The organism is Chryseobacterium sp. NG-CE01 (genome assembly GCF_055695505.1).
Genome location: NZ_CM146369.1, coordinates 1,784,547 through 1,802,488 on the forward strand (window position 1 = coordinate 1,784,547; position 17,942 = coordinate 1,802,488).

The window sequence follows — 17,942 nt, forward strand, 5'->3', positions numbered from 1 at the left end:
TGTGTAATAAAAAGCCCCCTTTTTTTCCATTTTTTCTTTACTGAAAAGGTATTAGCAAAAATGAATTCAAGTATAAGTTAAGTTATCAAAGGGGGCTTGGCATGGTTTAAGATTATATTGAGATTATAGTTTTTAATCGTTTCCGTTTTCCCAGTGTACTTCCTGACCCTGTGGTGCTGCTCCTCCCTGAGCAGGAGTGATGGGTGCTGTTTCCTGGTTGATATGGTAAATATAGGCCGCGATTTTCTCGGCATCCCGTCCTGTGATGGTTCCTTCTTTAATCAGAGGACGCATGGTCGGGTTATTCGGAGATCCGTTTTCAAGCATCCAGAATACATTTTTGAACAGGCTTTTTTCTTTCACGTTGATCCAGTGTGAATCGGTAAGATTTGGGCCGATGCCTCCTTTTGCTCCTTCCCCGTGACAGGTTGCGCAGTTGGTTTTAAAAAGCTCCTTGCCCTCTGCTATATTATCTGCATTGTATTTTGCAGACTCAAGATTAATCTGCGGCGCGGTTTTTTCAAATTCTGCGATGGAAGCCAGCATGGTTTTGGTTTCGTGTGTCAATTCTGCTTCAGGGTGGGCATAATCTGTGAAAGAAAATGCTGTAAGATATACGGCGCAGAAGATACATCCGAACCAGAATAGGCCGATCCACCATTTTGGAAGTGAATTATCCAGCTCTGTAATTCCATCGAATCCATGATCAATAAGAATATCTTTTTCTTCTGTTGCAGATTGTTTTTTGAAAGCCGAATTCCAAAGTTTCTGGAAATAAGGCGTACTTTTTTCTTTCAGGTATAAAGCTTTCTCTTCATCCGAAAGCCTGCTGAAATTCTGATTTTCGATGAGGTCTCCGATGGAATTCATGATGAGAAGCAGTATAACCGCGATCAGCATCAGTCCCCAGAAAAAAGGAGAGGAAAAATATCCTGAATCGTGTGCGAACATTTCAAATGCCATGATCGTCAAACCTATAGTGACAAGGATGTATACTGAAATTGGGGTTCTTGTTTTCATTGCTAATTAATTTTAATTATCTGCACTTGCGGTTTGAATCTGAGTGGTTTTAATATCGGTTCCTAATCTTTGGAGATAAGCAATCATAGCTACGATTTCTCTGTCTTCAAGCGGAACGAAAGATCCTCCTTTTGCTATTCTGTCTTTTTCAACCTGCTGTTTTACATCTGCGGCTTCAAAATAAATTCTTTTAACAATACCTTTTGCCTGATTGTCTGCCCACTGATTCGCAGAATCGATCTGTGCTTTTGTATAAGGGACATCGAAATAATTTTTCATCAGTTTCATTTTGTCTACCATCTGCTTTTTATCCAGCTTGTTACTTATTAACCAAGGGAAACGCGGCATGATAGAACCTGCTGAAGTAATTCTTGGGTTATATATGTGTTTAAAGTGCCATGAATCAGGGTTTCTTCCGCCTTCTCTGTGAAGATCCGGTCCTGTTCTTTTTGATCCCCAAAGGAAAGGTCTGTCATAAACGAATTCACCTGCTTTGGAATATTGTCCGTTTTTACCTTCAAATCGTACGATTTCATCACGGAAAGGTCTGATCATCTGAGAGTGACAGGCATTACATCCTTCTCTTATGTATAGGTCTCTTCCTTCCAGTTCCAGCGGAGAGTACGGTTTTACAGCGGTGATCGTAGGGACACTTTGTTTTAATGTTAAAGTAGGAATAATTTCTACCAGACCACCGATTGCCACAGTAATGAAAGCCAGTATGGCCATAATTCTCGGAGTTCTCTCAATCCAAAGGTGCAGTCCTTCACCTTCTTTTCTGGCGCTTCCAATTTTGGCTAAAGCCGGAGCTTCTGCAGGAACATTTTTCTGGAATGAGCCGGCTCTGATCGTTTTGATGACGTTCACAACCATTAAAATGGCACCTGAGATATAGAATAAACCTCCTAAAAATCTCATTTTGTAGTATGGAATAATTGCTGTTACCGTATCCAGCCAGTTTTTCCAAACCAATGTTCCGTCCGGATTGAACTGCTTCCACATTAATCCTTGTGTGAAACCTGAGATGTACATTGGCACTGCATAGAAAATGATTCCCAATGTTCCCAGCCAGAAATGCCAGTTGGCAAGCTTTTTAGACCAAAGCGGTGTTCTCCACATTACCGGAATCAGGTAATATACAATCCCGAATGCCATGAAACCGTTCCATCCTAATGCTCCGATATGTACGTGACCGATTACCCAGTCGGTGTAGTGACCTATTTTATTTAAAGATTTTGTTGCCAATAACGGTCCTTCAAATGTTGCCATACCGTAACAGGTTACCGCTACAACGAAGAATTTAAGAATAGGATTTTCTCTTACTTTATCCCAGGCTCCTCTTAAAGTTAAAAGTCCATTTAACATACCTCCCCAGGATGGCGCGATAAGCATGATAGAGAATCCTGTTCCCACAGCTTGTGCCCAAGCTGGTAAAGCGGTATACTGAAGGTGGTGAGGGCCTGCCCAAAGATAAACGAAGATCAGTGACCAGAAGTGAATAATTGATAATTTATAAGAGAATACAGGTCTGTCTGCCGCTTTAGGTAAGAAATAATACATCAAACCTAAAACAGGAGTTGTCAGTACAAATGCAACTGCGTTATGACCATACCACCACTGTACTAAGGCATCTTTGGCGCCAGCATAAATAGAATATGATTTCCATGAAGTAAATGATAATGGTACTTCAAGATTATTGAAAATATGCAGCATCGCTACGGCAATCCAGGTTCCCAGATAGAACCAGATGGCTACATATAAATGCCTAACTCTTCTTTTGGCAATAGTTCCGAACATATTAATTCCGAAGATCACCCATGAAATGGTAATTAAAATATCAATTGGCCACTCGTGCTCTGCGTATTCTTTGGAAGTATTGATTCCCATAAGGAAAGTAATGACTACGGATACAATCATAATCTGCCACGTCCAGAAGTGGATCCAAGACAGGGTATCGCTGTACATTCTTGTTTTCAGCAGTCGCTGCATGCTGTAGTAAGCTCCGCAGAAAAACGAATTACATACGAAAGCGAAAATCACGGCACTTGTATGCAGCATTCTGATTCGTCCGAAGCCTAAAGCTCCCTGTGTGTTAATTAATCCCTGAATGTTTCCTGAAGCCAGACTTTTAATGGTAGTGTCGTCTGTTCCAAATAAAAATTCCGGAAGTTCGGGGTAAAAAAGCATCAGTGCAGCGGTAAGACCAAGTAAAAAACCAACCAGACCGAATGCAATTGTAGCATAGAGAAATGCTCTGACAATATTATTGTCATAATTAAATTTTTGCGTCTCCATAATTCCTAAAGTGTTGTCCTGAAGTGATATTCTTTTCTTTTAAAGCATAAGTTTTAATGTAAATTTTTAACTTAAGTCTCAATAAATAAAAATATCATGTAGCGTAATAATGTTTTGCCAAAGGTATTCACTAACTTTGTGTAAGTCTAATAGATATACTTCTAAATTATACTGAAAACTTCTAAAACGGCATGGTATGAAAATATGTGGTCAAAACATAAGGAAAATCCGCAGGAGCAAGGATTTTACCCAGGAATATATGGCTTTTGAGATGGGGATATCTCAGAAAGCATACTCTGATATTGAAAACTCTAAAGTGAAAATCAACCTGGAAATTCTTACTAAAATTTCCGATATTTTAGGGATCAAACCTTCCGAAATATGCAGTATTTCAGATAAGTGCGGGAGCAATGACTACGAAGAAAAATATCAGGGACTGCTGGAATATATGAAGAAAAAAGGAATATCCGTACCGGACGACCTTCAAAATTAAATAATTAAAATGGATCTGAGAAGAATAGGGATTATAGTACTAGGGGCTTTGGCAGTGACAGTTGTGCTGTTTTTTATTGACATTAATTTTTACAATGATGATGATTTTACCAAAGACAATGTCAATGAAATTTTGTTTTGGTCATTGGTAAGAGGTTTCGTGATTTCTATTGCCGTGAATATCGGAAATTATTACCGTTCGGTTCAGAAGAAATAAAAACAAATAAGTATCCCCGGTTTCTGTTTTCATTCAAGAGTTTGTGCAGAATATCTTTTTTCCGTTATGCAGTCAGCTTTTGCACACAATTAAATACCCTGCACTCTGTCCTCAACTTTTCGGTTTACGTTATATTATTCTAATTATTTTTTTAAAAAATTGAATATTTGCTCATTGACAAAGTCTGGCTTTTCTAATGGGACATTATGAGTGGTATTCGGCACCACCAGCAATACTGAATTTGGAATATTTTTGTGAATTAGTTTTGTGTCTTCGATCTTTACCAGGTCATTACTTCCCGCAATTACCAAAACAGGGTTTTCTATTTTTTCTAAATCATTTGAATGTATATTCGGATGATTGATCATTAAGTTTAATCGTCTTTTTTCCGAAAGGTCACCTGAATTGTCGTATCTCTTCCTGATAGAATCAATAAATGCATCATCAACACCTTTTGGATTGGTATTGGCGCCAATGACTACAAGTTTATTTACCATTATCGGGTTTTTGGCGCTAAATAGTAAACCTGTAATTCCACCATCACTCCAGCCCAGAATGTTTACTTTCCCAAGTTTTAGTTGATCTACAATCTGGAATAAATCATCAGCTAATTTTTCATAACCATAATCAGCTTTTGAAAGATCCTGGCTTTTACCCTGATTTCTGGTATCTATGGCAATCACGTGAAAATATTTTGAGAAATAAGAAATCTGATGATAGAAATCCGAAATAATTCCATTGTTTCCTTCTAATAAGATTAAAGGTTCACCGGTTCCGTATTCTTCGTAATAAATATTTGCATCAGGAAGCTTAATAAATTTACCTTCCGGATTTTTTCCATAAACAGTCTTTTTTGCATCTTCTCGTGCTTCGTAAAAAGTAACTAAATTTTTCTCTTCGTCTGTTAACTCAGAGTCATTTTTATCATCGCTCTTTTCAACAGTATTTATACCTTTATTATTGTAGCCGACATTAATATTTGAAAGAAAGGTTCCGTCACGGGTATCCCATTGCGACTGACTTTGGTGTCTGAACAATAAATTTTTCGAAAGAGACTTTTTCGCTGAAATTCCAAAAACAAAATCTGAATCTTTTAAGGGTTCATATTCCAACAGCTGTAAAGTGATCGCAATTTTATCTAAATTATTGAAGATTAGCCTGTAATTAGACAATTCTATATTTTGCCAGCCGGTTGTAGAAGTTTTAAAGATGATGTTTTCATTTAGAAGTGAGTGATTGGGCAGGCCATTTTTAACGTCATAAATATTCAGTTTTAGCGTTATATTTTCAAACCTGGAACTTGGCATGATATGAAAACTAAATGATTTTAACTTTGTTTTCTTATAAATATCAAAAATATTTCCCTGCTCAACTGTAAGCGTATTTTTATCAAACATTTTCGAGAAAGTTAAAATTGGATGTGATTTTTGTCCGATAGTTTTCTCTTTCAACTTTTTTCCTTCCAACACAACTTCCTGGATGTTTTTCATTTTTAAATCAAGATAAACATCAGCATTCTGCTGTAATTCAGATATTGTTTTAGTGTTTTCCGCATAGCCTTCTGCCTGGAAAACAATTGATTTGTCTTGAAATTCTTTTGGGACTGTGATCTTATAATCTCCGGATCTGTTCGTGAAAGAACCAATATCTGTATCTTTTATACCCATATTGCAATATGGTAAAGCTTCACCTTGAATATTTTTTACTTTACCCTGAATTGTAATTTGAGAGTAGAATAATATATGTAATAATAAACATATTAGTATAAAAGTCTTTTTTTTCATTTTTTAATCTGATGTAAATAAAGATTTTTCCAACAACAACTGTTTGATGGAATTTTATCAACTTTGGTGCAAAAAAAAGAGAAACAATCACATTGATCGTTTCTCCTTAAATGTAGACTCACAGGGATTCGAACCCCAGATGACTGAACCAAAATCAGTAGTGTTACCGCTACACCATGAGTCTATCTCTGTTTGAGTGGTGCAAATTTACAGCTTTTTTAATTATTTGCAAGAACTTTTTCAAGTTTTTTTTAAATTTACATTTCCTTTATTTGCGACCATTATGCTGATAGACTTCAAAAATCTCAATATGAATCAATTACCATCCGAAACCGAATTTGAAAAGAAAATCAGAGCTTTTCTGGAAAAATGGTTTTCAGATGAAAAAACGGTACAGGTGCAGACCTCAGGTTCTACCGGAACTCCGAAGATTTTTGAAATCGAAAAAGATAAAATGATCGCTTCTGCTGAAATGACCTGTAACTTTTTAGGATTGAAAGAAGGTGATACGGCTTTGCTATGCCTTCCGGTTGAGTATATCTCGGGAAAAATGATGACAGTACGCTCTATTGTAAAAAATCTTAAACTCATCATTACAAATCCTACAGTAAAACCCTTGGAGAATATCAGTGAAGAAATAGACTTTTGTGCCATGACGCCGCTTCAGGTAGAAAACTCCTTACATCAGTTACATTGGATAAAAAATATAATTATCGGAGGAGCTGCCGTTTCAGAAAGCTTAAAAAATAAAATTTTTGATACACTCGGATCGGGAGGAACTCAAAAGATTTTTGAGACCTACGGAATGTCAGAAACACTTTCCCATATCGCTCTGAAACAGATTTACCCTGTTTCAGAATCTTTTTTCACCGCTTTTGAAAATGTTGATATTTCCACGGATGAAAGAGGATGTTTAAAAATTTTTGCACCACATCTTAATGCGGAAGTATTGCAGACTAATGATTTAGTTGAAATTAAAAATAATAACCAGTTCAGGTTTTTAGGAAGAATTGACAACGTAATTAATTCCGGTGGGGCTAAAATTTTTCCGGAACAGCTGGAAGCTTTAGTAAAAAAAGAAATTCCGAATGAAGTAGTCTTTACAGCAAGAGAAGATGAAATTTTGGGACAAAAGTTGATACTGGTTATTGAAGGACAAGAATCCCGGGTTATTATTGATAAAATTGCAGCCATACCTTTTGAAAAAAGTTTTTACAGACCCAAAGAAATTATTTTTACAGAAAGGATTCCAAGAACACCAAACGGCAAGATTAACAGGGTAGAACTAAAAAACAGACTGTAGCCGATTAATACATTCGATAAATTATGAAAGATTTTTCAAAAGAGCTGACCTTTAAAACTTCCCGCAGCAGCGGAGCAGGAGGTCAGAACGTCAATAAGGTTGAAACTTCTGTAACGGTTCTCTGGAAAGTTTCCGAGTCGGGGTTTTTTAACGACGAACAGAAAGATCGTATCCATCATAAACTGAACAACAGGATCAATGCCGAAGGTTTTCTGTTTTTAACGGTATCCGAAACCAGAACCCAGCTGATGAATAAAACCAGAGCCATCGAAAAAATCCTTGAGCTTGTTGACAAAGCGCTGATTATTCCTAAAAAAAGGCTGGCTACAAAACCCTCAAAATCACAAAAACAAAAACGGCTGGATACCAAGAAGAAGCTGTCTGATAAAAAAGAGAACCGGAAATTCAGGTATTAACTGAACTGCAGTTGTATTTTGGCTGCGGTGGGTGTTAAAATTTTTCTTTTCTATTGATAATTCACTTTAATACTATATTTTTGCGCCAAAATAGTAAACTAATGATCAGAAAACTTTTTGCGGCCGCATTTGTTTCTATAGCGGCATTTTCATCTGCACAGAAATTTTCAATTATTCCATCGGTAGGTTATGCCTGGAGAACAGCCAAAACGGCTCCGGGTCTTTCCAGGGATGAAGAAGAATATGTAAAAGGACTAAAAAGCGGAATGAATTTCGATATTTCTGCATACTATCAGGTAAATCCTATTGTATCTGTCGGGCTAAAATATTCCAATTTCAGCGCTTCCAGTAACGGATATATTTCAGGGTATGTGAATAATATGCTTGTATCGGTTCCGGTAACCACAAAAGACCAGATTAATTTTTTCGGTCCTGCTATTATGATTTCCAATTTTACGGAGCAGACAAGGCATAAAATGTTTGTTGACGTAGGTTTGGGCGTAATTTCGTACAGCACTAAAACGGCAAATGTGAAAGGAACAGGGTCTAATTTAGGAGCCGAACTTAATTTTGCCTATCAGTACCAGATCACAAAAAATATTCTGATCGGGCCAAAGCTCGGGCTTACGGCAGGAACGCTTAATAAAATGAAAATTGACGGTGTGACCTATGATTTTGGTGAAGATCAAAAAGAAGGTTTACACAGAGTTTCTTTGAGTGCAGCGGCTACATTCCGTTTTTAAGTTTTATCTTTGCAAAAAATAATTAAATGAGCAAACCGATTACTGAATTCATAGAAAAGTATTATCTGCACTTTAATGCAGCGGCATTGGTAGATGCTTCAAAAGGATATGTGGCGCATCTTAAGGATGGCGGGAAAATGATGATTACACTGGCAGGGGCTATGTCTACGGCAGAATTAGGAAAAATTCTTGCAGAAATGATCCGTCAGGACAAGGTAGATTTTATCTCTTGTACAGGAGCCAATCTTGAAGAAGATCTGATGAATCTTGTAGCGCACTCTCACTACGAAAGAGTTCCTCATTACAGAGACCTTACGCCGCAGGAAGAATGGGGTCTTTTGGAAAGAGGGCTTAACAGGGTTACAGATACCTGTATTCCTGAAGAAGAAGCTTTCAGAAGACTGCAGAAACACATCTATGAAATCTGGAAAGATGCCGATACCAAAGGAGAGAGATATTTCCCTCACGAATATATGTACAAAATGATCCTTTCGGGAGTCCTTGAGCAGTATTACGAAATTCCTAGAGAAAACTCATGGATGATCGCTGCAGCAGAGAAAAACCTGCCGATCGTTGTTCCGGGATGGGAAGATTCTACTATGGGTAATATTTTTGCATCATACTGCATCAAAGGAGAACTTAAATTTTCTACCATGAAATCCGGGATCGAATACATGGCATATCTTGCAGACTGGTATACAAAGAACTCTTCAGGAAAAGGAGTAGGTTTCTTCCAGATCGGAGGAGGTATTGCTGGCGATTTCCCGATTTGTGTTGTGCCGATGCTGTATCAGGATATGGAAATGCATGATATACCTTTCTGGTCATATTTCTGCCAGATCTCAGATTCTACCACTTCTTACGGTTCATATTCCGGAGCGGTTCCTAATGAGAAAATTACTTGGGGTAAGCTTGATATCACTACACCGAAATTTATCGTTGAAAGTGATGCAACGATTTGTGCACCATTGATGTTCTCTTATATCTTAGAAAATTCATAAGCAGAGAAAAAGTTTAAAGCTTAATTTATATAAACGTTCCAATTTCTGGGACGTTTTTTTGTTTACTGTAATGAGGAAATCCATAATCAACGATATTATTTTAACAATGGCGTGACCTTCGCAGCACCAATGCAAAGGCTCAGGTCGGGCTTCTCCGGGCTCCACTTCGTTCCGGTCTCAAGAGACTGCTCGCTGCGCTCGCACCCTCCGTATCCCTCACGCAAATCAGTCCAGGGAATTTACCAGCACAAAATACCGGTAGGCTAAAATTCCTTTTTGGATCTTTGTCAGCTTATTGGGATCTTTATTGCTTAGTTTCGGAAGTACCGCTTTATTGACTTTGTTCAGCCAACGGAAAAATGATTTTTTCATAGCAGATATTTTTATGTTGATATTCAAAAATTATGCAATGATACACTATCAGTGTCAGCAAATAAAATCGCCCGCATTTCTGCAGGCAATTTTTAACACTTCATCACACTATGTACGGGTTTCCGTATATTTTTAAATTCACTTTGATTATGTAATAAATGTACAAAATAGAAATGAGTTGAATCTTGATCTATGATAAGTAATTACCTGAAGTAGTACAATTTTATTACTTTTGACTAATGATCCTTTATTATGAATGAAGTTTTTAAACAACAGGTCTGGGAAATTACAAAACTGGTTCCCAAAGGAAGAATAACCAGCTATGGCGCGATAGCCAAAGCAGTAGGATTTCCCAACCATTCGCGGCATGTGGGGAAAGCAATGGGAGGCTGTCCGCCGAATGTCCCTGCGCATCGTGTCATTTCAGGTTCAGGAAGGTTATCGGTCCCGGAATTTCAGCAAAGGCTGGAAGCCGAAGGAATTGTTGTCGAAAATTTGAGGATTAAGGATTTCAAGAAATTATTTTGGGACCCGATGCTGGAATTGTGATTTATTAAATCGGGAATTACTGTTTTCAGCAACCCGGAGCCACGAAGTGGCGATCTATATCAGGATTGGATGCGAATCCAATCACCTAAAATATTAATGCCATCCAAAAATAATAAAAAAGTTTCGGGGCGACTTTGTCGCCCCGAAACCAATTATAAAATCAAATTATTTTTCCAATTGTTTATAGCTTCGCTGGATAAAATCTGTCAATTCTTTTCCTTTCAATAAATTCTGGGAAAGTTTTGCCAGATCCAGAGCATGCTGAATCAGACCTGCTTTTTCTTCTGTATTTTCTGCTTTCAGAATTTGACCTGCAAATTCACTGTTGGAATTAACCACAAGATTATACATTTCCGGGAATCCTCCCATGCCGAACATTCCGCCGCCGCCGGTTGCCTGCATATCTTTCATCCTCCTCATGAATTCAGGCTGTGTAATGGTGAATGGGGCGTCCGTACTGTCGAGATCTTCAAGCTGAACGGTAAACTTCTTATCGGTGATCGATTCTTCAACAGATTTTTTTAATGATTCTTTTTCCGTTTCATTTAATTTAGCAATAACAGGCTCGTCTTTTTTGATCAGATTATTGATGTGATCAGCGTCTACTCTTGCAAAAGAAATTTTTTCTTTTGAAGTTTCCAGTTTCTGGATTACGTGAGGAATGATTGGTGAGTCTAAAAGAAGCACTTCATATCCTTTATCTTTTGCTGCCTGGATATAGCTGTGTTGTTCATCTGCATTGGAAGCGTAAAGAACGATGAGGTTACCGTCTTTATCGGTTTGATTAGGCTTAATTTTTTCTTCTAATTCATTCCATAAGAAATATTTTCCGTCCGTAGTTGGGTAAAGGGTAAATTTATCCGATTTTTCGGCAAATTTTTCTTCCGTAACGATTCCGTATTCAATAACGACTTTGATGTCATTCCATTTCTTTTCGTAATCTTCACGGTTCTCGTTGATCAGAGACGACATTTTGTCGGCCACTTTCTTAGTGATATAAGAAGAAATTTTCTTTACTGCACCGTCTGCCTGCAGGTATGAACGGGAAACATTCAACGGAATATCCGGAGAATCAATCACCCCACGAAGAAGCATTAAGAAATCCGGAACAATACCTTTTACCTCATCGGTTACAAAAACCTGGTTTTGGTACAGTTGGATCTTATCTTTTTCAATATTTAAATTGTTGCTCAGTTTAGGGAAGAATAAAATTCCGGTAAGGTTGAACGGGTAATCAACATTCAGATGGATGTTAAATAAAGGCTCCTCAAACTGCATCGGATACAATTCATGATAGAATTTCATGTAATCTTCGTTTGTCAGTTCGCTTGGAGCGATAGTCCATGCCGGAGTCGGATTGTTAATGATATTGTCGACTTCCTCTGTTTCTGCAACAGCATCTTCCGGCGCATCTTCCGGTAAAGGCAGCGTATGTGTTTTTGTTCCGAATTTAATAGGAACAGGCATGAATTTGTTATATTTCAACAACAGTTCACGGATTTTTGCTTCTTCAAGGAATTCAACAGAATCTTCAGCAATATGAAGGATGATTTCTGTTCCACGCTCTGTTTTATCTGTTGTTTCTTCTAAAGTAAATTCAGGACTTCCGTCGCAGATCCATCGAACTGCAGACTCATTCTTATAGGATTTTGTCAGAATTTCAACTTTTTCGGCCACCATAAACGCAGAATAGAATCCAAGTCCGAAATGTCCGATAATCCCGGAATCTTTTGCAGTGTCCTTATATTTTTCCAAAAACTCTTCAGCTCCCGAAAACGCTACCTGATTGATGTATTTTTCAACCTCCTCACCGGTCATCCCGATTCCCTGATCGATAATATGAAGCATCTTGTTCTCTTTATCGATCTTCACTTCAATTTTCGGATTCCCGTATTCAACCTTTGCTTCTCCGATGCTTGTTAAGTGCTTTAATTTCAAAGTCGCATCCGTTGCATTGGAGATCAATTCTCTTAAGAATATTTCGTGGTCACTGTAAAGAAATTTTTTAATTAAGGGAAAAATATTTTCCACTGATACATTAATATTTCCTTTAGTCATAATATTTAGTTTTGATTTTTGCTTTTATTTCTCAAAAAAAATACCGTTTGAGGAAAAACTGACATTTTGACATTTTTATATTGGAAATTAGTGAAAATGCTTATTTCCACACCTGCGGAAGAGTGTTTAAAATTCAATAGTTTTGAAGGGTGGTTCAATAAACAAGAACAATCATTATTCATCAGAAAGCATTTCACACTGACAGAATATTTTCCGCTTAAAACTAAAAAGACAGCCTTTTCAGACTGTCTTTTAATATTTAAAATCAAAAAATTATTTGTTTTTTAATTCTTCCTTGATTTTATTTTCAAGCTCTTCGGAAAGTTCAGGATTGTCTTTCAACACATCTTTCACTGCATCACGGCCCTGTCCAAGCTTTGTATCTTCATAGCTGAACCAGGATCCGCTTTTCTTTACGATTCCCTGTTCTACAGCCTGATCCAGGATTTCTCCGGTTTTGGAAACTCCTTCTCCGTACATGATGTCAAATTCTGCCTGTTTGAAAGGTGGAGCAACTTTATTTTTTACAATTTTCACTTTTACGCGGCTACCGACAGCTTCATCACCATTTTTAATCGGTGCGCTTGCTTTTCTGATATCTACTCTTACGGAAGCATAGAATTTCAAGGCATTACCACCGGTTGTTGTTTCAGGATTTCCGAACATCACCCCGATTTTTTCTCTCAGCTGGTTAATGAAAATTACGGTACATTTTGTTCTTGAAATCGTTGCCGTTAGTTTTCTCAAAGCCTGAGACATCAATCTTGCATGAAGACCCATTTTTGAATCTCCCATTTCGCCTTCAATTTCCGCTTTTGGTGTAAGTGCTGCAACCGAGTCAATAACTACGATATCAATAGCTCCGGAACGGATCAGGTTGTCGGCAATTTCCAAAGCCTGCTCCCCGTTATCCGGTTGGGAAATGATAAGATTTTCCAGATCGATTCCTAATTTTGCAGCATATGTTCTGTCGAAAGCATGCTCTGCATCGATAAAGGCAGCAATTCCGCCGGCTTTCTGAGCTTCTGCAATCGCATGAAGGGTTAATGTTGTTTTACCGGAAGATTCAGGACCGTAGATCTCAATGATTCTTCCTCTCGGATAACCGCCTACTCCAAGAGCGATATCCAATCCTAATGATCCGGAAGGAATTACTTCAATGGTATTGTCCACAGAGCTGTCGCCCAGGGTCATTACCGTTCCTTTTCCGTACGTTTTATCTAGCTTGTCAAGCACCAGTGCCAGTGCTTTTTTCTTGTCGTCTATATTACTCATCTGTTGTTTAAATAATTTATCAAAAATACAAAAAAATACACTGAAAAACTAATATTGCATACCATTAAAACTAGTTTTTATAGTTAAAAAAATGATAAAATTTTAATACGGCAATTCATTTTTTAATTTCCGGACAAAGTTGTTTTTTTTAATCTCTCCATATGTGAATCATCAAGACTATCAGATGTTTACTAATGAAAAACTGAATTGTCGGTAATGCTGAGATAGTCTTTCAGTACTTTCATCTGGTCTTTGTTTCCTTTCCGGATTCTGCGCTCCCGGCTCACTATTTTATTGTAAATTTTGTTAATCATTTTTTTTGTAACCGGAAAGGCATTTTTGTGTCTTATCTCAGGAATCTGCAGTCTTTTGCATATATCGTCATCCAGTAAAAACCAGGTGCAGGAAATATGGAGGTAACGGAGGTTTTTCCTTTGAAATTTATATTTTAAAATAGGGTTCTCAAGAGTTTCGTTTAATAAAGAATGGGCAAGAAGAACCGAGTCTTTATCTGCAGGCGGCTGAATGGAAGTCCACATATAGAAAAATTCGGCAGCCTGCTTTTTATTGTCCGGTAAAAGTTTTTCCGGAATTCCCAGAAGGTAACCTACATATTTCCACAGATGGAAAAGCCCTTCTTCCTCTTCTTGGGAAAACGTGTTCCCAAGCTTATGAAGGCTGTGCAGAAATACAAGGCTAAAACCGATATAGGTAGCCATCATATCCCACGAATTAATGGGTTCACCCCAATGTTCCGTATCCCAGTTTTTATAATGCTTCCTGATAGAAAGTCTTGCATAGGAATGGATTAACCTTGTTTTAATGGCGAATTCGTAACCTTTTTTATGAAGTTCCAGCGCATTGTATCGGGTAACATTTACCCAAAAATCAAGCGTTTCCGAAAGTCTTTTAACGGCACCTTTCTTTAAAGCTTCGGTTATAATAAGCGGTTTGTTCAGGTAAGCAAAATCATATCCTCCCATCAGGCAGTAATCCCGAAGGGAAATGAGAGAATCGAGGTTAGCCCTCATGCAGAGTTCGGCACCGCTTTTTAATAAGCTGTAATCCAGCCATTCGGGAATTGTTTCTGTCTGGGAAAACATTTGCCTGGCACTTTCCGGAATATCTTTACTTTTGGAAATGCCTTTTCGAATATATTCTTCTATTTCTTCCGATGCTTCACGAAAGCTTTTAGAAAAATAAACATCTTTTACAACCCGGTCTCCTGTTTCATCAACATGATAAAAATAAGGTGAAAATTTTTCAAATTCTTTAAAGTTTACTTCAGCGCCTGAAAAATCGATCAGCAGTTTTCCGTTGCCTTTTGTCCAGAAGTCTTTAAAATGCGGGGAGTCTTTAAAACGAGGCTGTATATTGGTGGTTTCCATTAACATAAAAGTACAAGTTTTACGCCGAAAAAGGAAGGTGAGATTTGTCATTCATCTAATCAGGCTTACTGAAAAATACCACAAACGGGTAATTTTTTTGTGTTCTTAAAATTCCAAAATTTGAAATTAAAAAACAATTAATCAGTGCCATATGCCTTTGCCTGACCTCTGTTCCGCAGTGAAACTTTTAACCTTAATAAATTATACAATCATGAAAACAAAACTATTAATACTTTGCATTCTGATTTTTCAGATAAAGTATGTTAATGCACAGGAAAATATAAATGATGAAAGAGTGTCAAGACTTGAAAAGAGTTTTGCTGAATCTAATAAAAAGCTTATAGATCTCAGGAAAGAGTTCGATGAACTGAAATCAGCAATCGCCTATGTATCACCTAAAAAGGAGTTTGACGATGTTCAGAAGAAGCAACAGGAAATTCAGGATCAGAAACAGAAAACTGATAGTATTTACCATGTGGCAATGAGCTTAAAATCTTATATGCAGAATTTTGAAAAAATAGATACCGTAAAGCTGGATAAGCTTTTTGTATTTATAAAAGAATACAAAACTGAAAACGGGTTATCCGAAGAGCAGGCTCCTTCTAAAACCTATCTTTATTTTGGGGAAAACAAAATTGTTGACGAAGACCTTTTTAAGAACAAGTCAACTGAAACGGAATTGCTAAAAAGTCTTTTGGCAGATATTGGGAAAGAAAATTATTTAGGGGATATTACAATCCCGAAAGACGGACAAAAATTCAGGTTTTATCGCGAGGATATGGAAGAGGTATCTGAAGATGAATATAAATTTAAAAAACTTGGAGTAGAAATCCGGGATGGCTATTTTCATGATATTGTGGTTTACGTTGAAGATATGAACGGAGACACCCATGTTTTTACAAATCAGATAGGTCTAAGTGTATTATTTTATTCTCAGTACGGAAAAAGTAAGTTTCTATATTATCTGTACTCTCTTAAAAAGAATGATGTGACGGAAGAGACGAGGTATCTGGATAAAAAAATGGGAACTCTATACGTAAAGGTAACCGACGTGATGGGATATAGTTATCAGGTGGGAAATCATTATATTCCGCAGGATTTAACGGTTGAATTGCCAAGGAATGATGTAGAAGGCCGGAAAACCAATGTCAGTACACAGGCTACATATCAGATAAAGCAAAAAACATACCTCGAAAAGATTGTAGAATTACGCGCTTATACCGATTTTTTAGCTTTATTTGGTGAAACACAGAACGGGCTGGCCCAAATAGAAGGGAAAGCTAAATTTTATCTTTTTCCTTATCCGTTGCGTTTATTTGGAAGCAGGAAGACGTTAGGGCAGGTAGAATTTTTTCCTACGATTTCTCCGAATGTCAGCTATGCAAGATTTGGTGATGCGGGAAGATATGTGCCGATTTACAATGTGAGTGGTACTGATGGTTATGAATTGGTAACAAAACTTGATCTTATAGAAAAACGCTTTTTAAGCATGGGTTTACAGGCTGATGTTTTTAAATGGCAGCATAAAAATGCTCCTGTAATTTTTAGTCTGTACGGGCTGATTAATTATAATCTTTCTGAAGTAAATATGGGAACAAAAGAACAGAAGGATCCCAAGAGCATCAAAGCTATGAGTTTTGGGGGTGGCGTCCAGTTATGTACCAATAGATTTAATAATTTCGGACTTTCTTATAAATTTGAGATTTCCAGTTTTGATTATCAGAATTTTAATTCTAATCTGAATGTTGCTTTACCTCATTACATCCCTGTTGTGAAAAACGAAGCTGAAATATTTTACCATCCTAATGGAAACCCGAATCAGGCGATATTTACAAGGTTAATCACTTATAATTATAAAGGAGGCGATAATAATCAGGCCTTTTACCAATTTCAGTTCGGTTATAAATTCTCCATAGGAAACAAAGCAATAAATAAATAATCTAAGTAAATGAAAAAACCTTCCCAACCGGGAAGGTTTTATATTACTCTGCTGATCGCTTATTACTTACGATAAAGAAGCAGCGTGTACCAACATATCTACCAATTTATTAGAATAACCCATTTCATTATCATACCATGAAACAAGTTTTACAAAATTAGGAGAAAGCATAATACCTGCATCCTTGTCGAAGATCGAAGTTCTCTTGTCTCCTACGAAATCCTGAGAAACTACCGCATCTTCAGTGTATCCTAAAATACCTTTCAATTCACCTTCAGAAGCAGCTTTGATAGCAGCACAGATTTCGTCGTAAGAAGTAGCTTTTTCCAATCTTACCGTTAAATCCACTACAGAAACGTCAACAGTAGGTACTCTGAAAGACATTCCTGTTAATTTTCCGTTTAATGATGGAATTACTTTTCCTACCGCTTTGGCAGCACCAGTAGAAGAAGGGATAATGTTATTAAGAGCAGCTCTACCACCTCTCCAGTCTTTCATGGAAGGGCCATCAACTGTTTTTTGAGTTGCTGTTGTAGCGTGTACGGTAGTCATCAAACCTTCTACGATTCCGAAGTTATCGTGGATTACTTTAGCCAAAGGTGCTAAACAGTTTGTTGTACAAGATGCGTTTGATAAAATTTTGATATCGTCAGTAAGTTCAGTATGGTTTACACCCATTACGAACATTGGTGTATCGTCCTTAGAAGGTGCAGAAAGGATTACTTTTTTAGCACCGGCGTTGATGTGCTTTGCAGCATTTTCTTTATCTAAGAATAAACCTGTAGATTCAACGATGTAGTCAGCACCGATTTCGTTCCATTTTAGGTTGTTCGGGTCTCTCTCTGCAGTTACTCTGATTTTTTTTCCGTTCACCACAAGGTCATTTCCTTCTACAGAAACTTCTCCAGGGAAGATACCGTGTACAGAGTCATACTTCAGCATATAAGCCATGTATTCTGCATTGATCAGGTCATTGATTCCTACTACTTCGATATTATCTCTCTCAGTCATTGCTCTGAACACAAGACGTCCGATTCTACCAAACCCGTTGATACCTACTTTAATTGTTGACATAATAGTTTGTTTTAAA

General features: G+C 37.3%; 16 protein-coding genes and 1 tRNA gene. 8 read left to right on the forward strand and 9 right to left on the reverse strand.

What is annotated here, in order from left to right; all coding sequences use genetic code 11:
* Window positions 1-132: 132 nt before the first annotated feature.
* Window positions 133-1,020, reverse strand: a complete 888-nt coding sequence (locus ACYT6F_RS08605) for a cbb3-type cytochrome c oxidase N-terminal domain-containing protein (protein WP_472600781.1) — start codon at window positions 1,018-1,020, stop codon at window positions 133-135.
* A gap of 12 nt (window positions 1,021-1,032) precedes the next feature.
* Window positions 1,033-3,315, reverse strand: a complete 2,283-nt coding sequence (gene ccoN, locus ACYT6F_RS08610; RefSeq protein ID WP_472600782.1) for a cytochrome-c oxidase, cbb3-type subunit I — start codon at window positions 3,313-3,315, stop codon at window positions 1,033-1,035.
* Window positions 3,316-3,511: 196 nt separating this feature from the next.
* Here ccoN and ACYT6F_RS08615 point away from each other — a divergent pair, with 196 nt between their 5' ends.
* The gene (locus tag ACYT6F_RS08615; protein ID WP_472600783.1) at window positions 3,512-3,808 is read left to right on the forward strand and encodes a helix-turn-helix domain-containing protein; all 297 of its coding nucleotides are present in this window, start codon (window positions 3,512-3,514) and stop codon (window positions 3,806-3,808) included.
* Window positions 3,809-3,817: 9 nt separating this feature from the next.
* The gene (locus ACYT6F_RS08620; protein ID WP_472600784.1) at window positions 3,818-4,024 is read left to right on the forward strand and encodes a hypothetical protein; all 207 of its coding nucleotides are present in this window, start codon (window positions 3,818-3,820) and stop codon (window positions 4,022-4,024) included.
* A 143-nt stretch (window positions 4,025-4,167) separates the two neighbouring features.
* Here the strand turns inward: ACYT6F_RS08620 and ACYT6F_RS08625 are convergent, their stop codons facing one another.
* Window positions 4,168-5,691 (reverse strand): alpha/beta fold hydrolase, encoded by a 1,524-nt coding sequence (locus tag ACYT6F_RS08625; RefSeq protein ID WP_472600785.1) that lies wholly within the window; start codon window positions 5,689-5,691, stop codon window positions 4,168-4,170.
* 230 nt (window positions 5,692-5,921) lie between these two features.
* Window positions 5,922-5,992, reverse strand: a tRNA-Gln gene (locus tag ACYT6F_RS08630).
* A gap of 99 nt (window positions 5,993-6,091) precedes the next feature.
* Between ACYT6F_RS08630 and ACYT6F_RS08635 the strand changes: the two genes are divergently transcribed.
* The 4 genes from ACYT6F_RS08635 to ACYT6F_RS08650 all read left to right on the forward strand — a co-directional run bounded on the left by ACYT6F_RS08635 (window position 6,092) and on the right by ACYT6F_RS08650 (window position 9,271).
* The gene (locus ACYT6F_RS08635; protein ID WP_472600786.1) at window positions 6,092-7,111 is read left to right on the forward strand and encodes an AMP-binding protein; all 1,020 of its coding nucleotides are present in this window, start codon (window positions 6,092-6,094) and stop codon (window positions 7,109-7,111) included.
* Window positions 7,112-7,134: 23 nt separating this feature from the next.
* Complete coding sequence (arfB, locus tag ACYT6F_RS08640) at window positions 7,135-7,527, forward strand: alternative ribosome rescue aminoacyl-tRNA hydrolase ArfB (protein WP_472600787.1); 393 nt, start codon at window positions 7,135-7,137, stop codon at window positions 7,525-7,527.
* A 101-nt stretch (window positions 7,528-7,628) separates the two neighbouring features.
* Entirely contained in the window at window positions 7,629-8,270 is a 642-nt protein-coding gene (locus ACYT6F_RS08645; RefSeq protein ID WP_472600788.1) for a hypothetical protein, read from the forward strand.
* A gap of 26 nt (window positions 8,271-8,296) precedes the next feature.
* Complete coding sequence (locus ACYT6F_RS08650; protein WP_283421813.1) at window positions 8,297-9,271, forward strand: deoxyhypusine synthase family protein; 975 nt, start codon at window positions 8,297-8,299, stop codon at window positions 9,269-9,271.
* A gap of 225 nt (window positions 9,272-9,496) precedes the next feature.
* Here ACYT6F_RS08650 and ACYT6F_RS08655 read toward each other — a convergent pair whose 3' ends face one another.
* Window positions 9,497-9,643 (reverse strand): hypothetical protein, encoded by a 147-nt coding sequence (locus ACYT6F_RS08655; protein ID WP_472600789.1) that lies wholly within the window; start codon window positions 9,641-9,643, stop codon window positions 9,497-9,499.
* A 252-nt stretch (window positions 9,644-9,895) separates the two neighbouring features.
* Here ACYT6F_RS08655 and ACYT6F_RS08660 point away from each other — a divergent pair, with 252 nt between their 5' ends.
* Complete coding sequence (locus tag ACYT6F_RS08660) at window positions 9,896-10,192, forward strand: MGMT family protein (RefSeq protein WP_472600790.1); 297 nt, start codon at window positions 9,896-9,898, stop codon at window positions 10,190-10,192.
* A 165-nt stretch (window positions 10,193-10,357) separates the two neighbouring features.
* Here the strand turns inward: ACYT6F_RS08660 and htpG are convergent, their stop codons facing one another.
* The 3 genes from htpG to ACYT6F_RS08675 form a co-directional block, all read right to left on the reverse strand.
* On the reverse strand, window positions 10,358-12,250 hold the full coding sequence (gene htpG / locus ACYT6F_RS08665; RefSeq protein ID WP_472600791.1) for a molecular chaperone HtpG: 1,893 nt from the start codon (window positions 12,248-12,250) through the stop codon (window positions 10,358-10,360).
* 273 nt (window positions 12,251-12,523) lie between these two features.
* Window positions 12,524-13,525 (reverse strand): recombinase RecA, encoded by a 1,002-nt coding sequence (recA, locus tag ACYT6F_RS08670; RefSeq protein WP_169232226.1) that lies wholly within the window; start codon window positions 13,523-13,525, stop codon window positions 12,524-12,526.
* 191 nt (window positions 13,526-13,716) lie between these two features.
* Window positions 13,717-14,919: an oxygenase MpaB family protein gene (locus tag ACYT6F_RS08675; RefSeq protein ID WP_472600792.1), complete on the reverse strand. Its 1,203-nt coding sequence runs from the start codon at window positions 14,917-14,919 to the stop codon at window positions 13,717-13,719.
* Window positions 14,920-15,124: 205 nt separating this feature from the next.
* Between ACYT6F_RS08675 and ACYT6F_RS08680 the strand changes: the two genes are divergently transcribed.
* The gene (locus tag ACYT6F_RS08680; protein WP_472600793.1) at window positions 15,125-16,852 is read left to right on the forward strand and encodes a hypothetical protein; all 1,728 of its coding nucleotides are present in this window, start codon (window positions 15,125-15,127) and stop codon (window positions 16,850-16,852) included.
* A 66-nt stretch (window positions 16,853-16,918) separates the two neighbouring features.
* On the opposite strand, the gene gap is transcribed toward ACYT6F_RS08680, so the two are convergent.
* Window positions 16,919-17,926: a type I glyceraldehyde-3-phosphate dehydrogenase gene (gene gap, locus ACYT6F_RS08685; protein WP_472600794.1), complete on the reverse strand. Its 1,008-nt coding sequence runs from the start codon at window positions 17,924-17,926 to the stop codon at window positions 16,919-16,921.
* Between the last annotated feature and the right edge of the window lie 16 nt (window positions 17,927-17,942).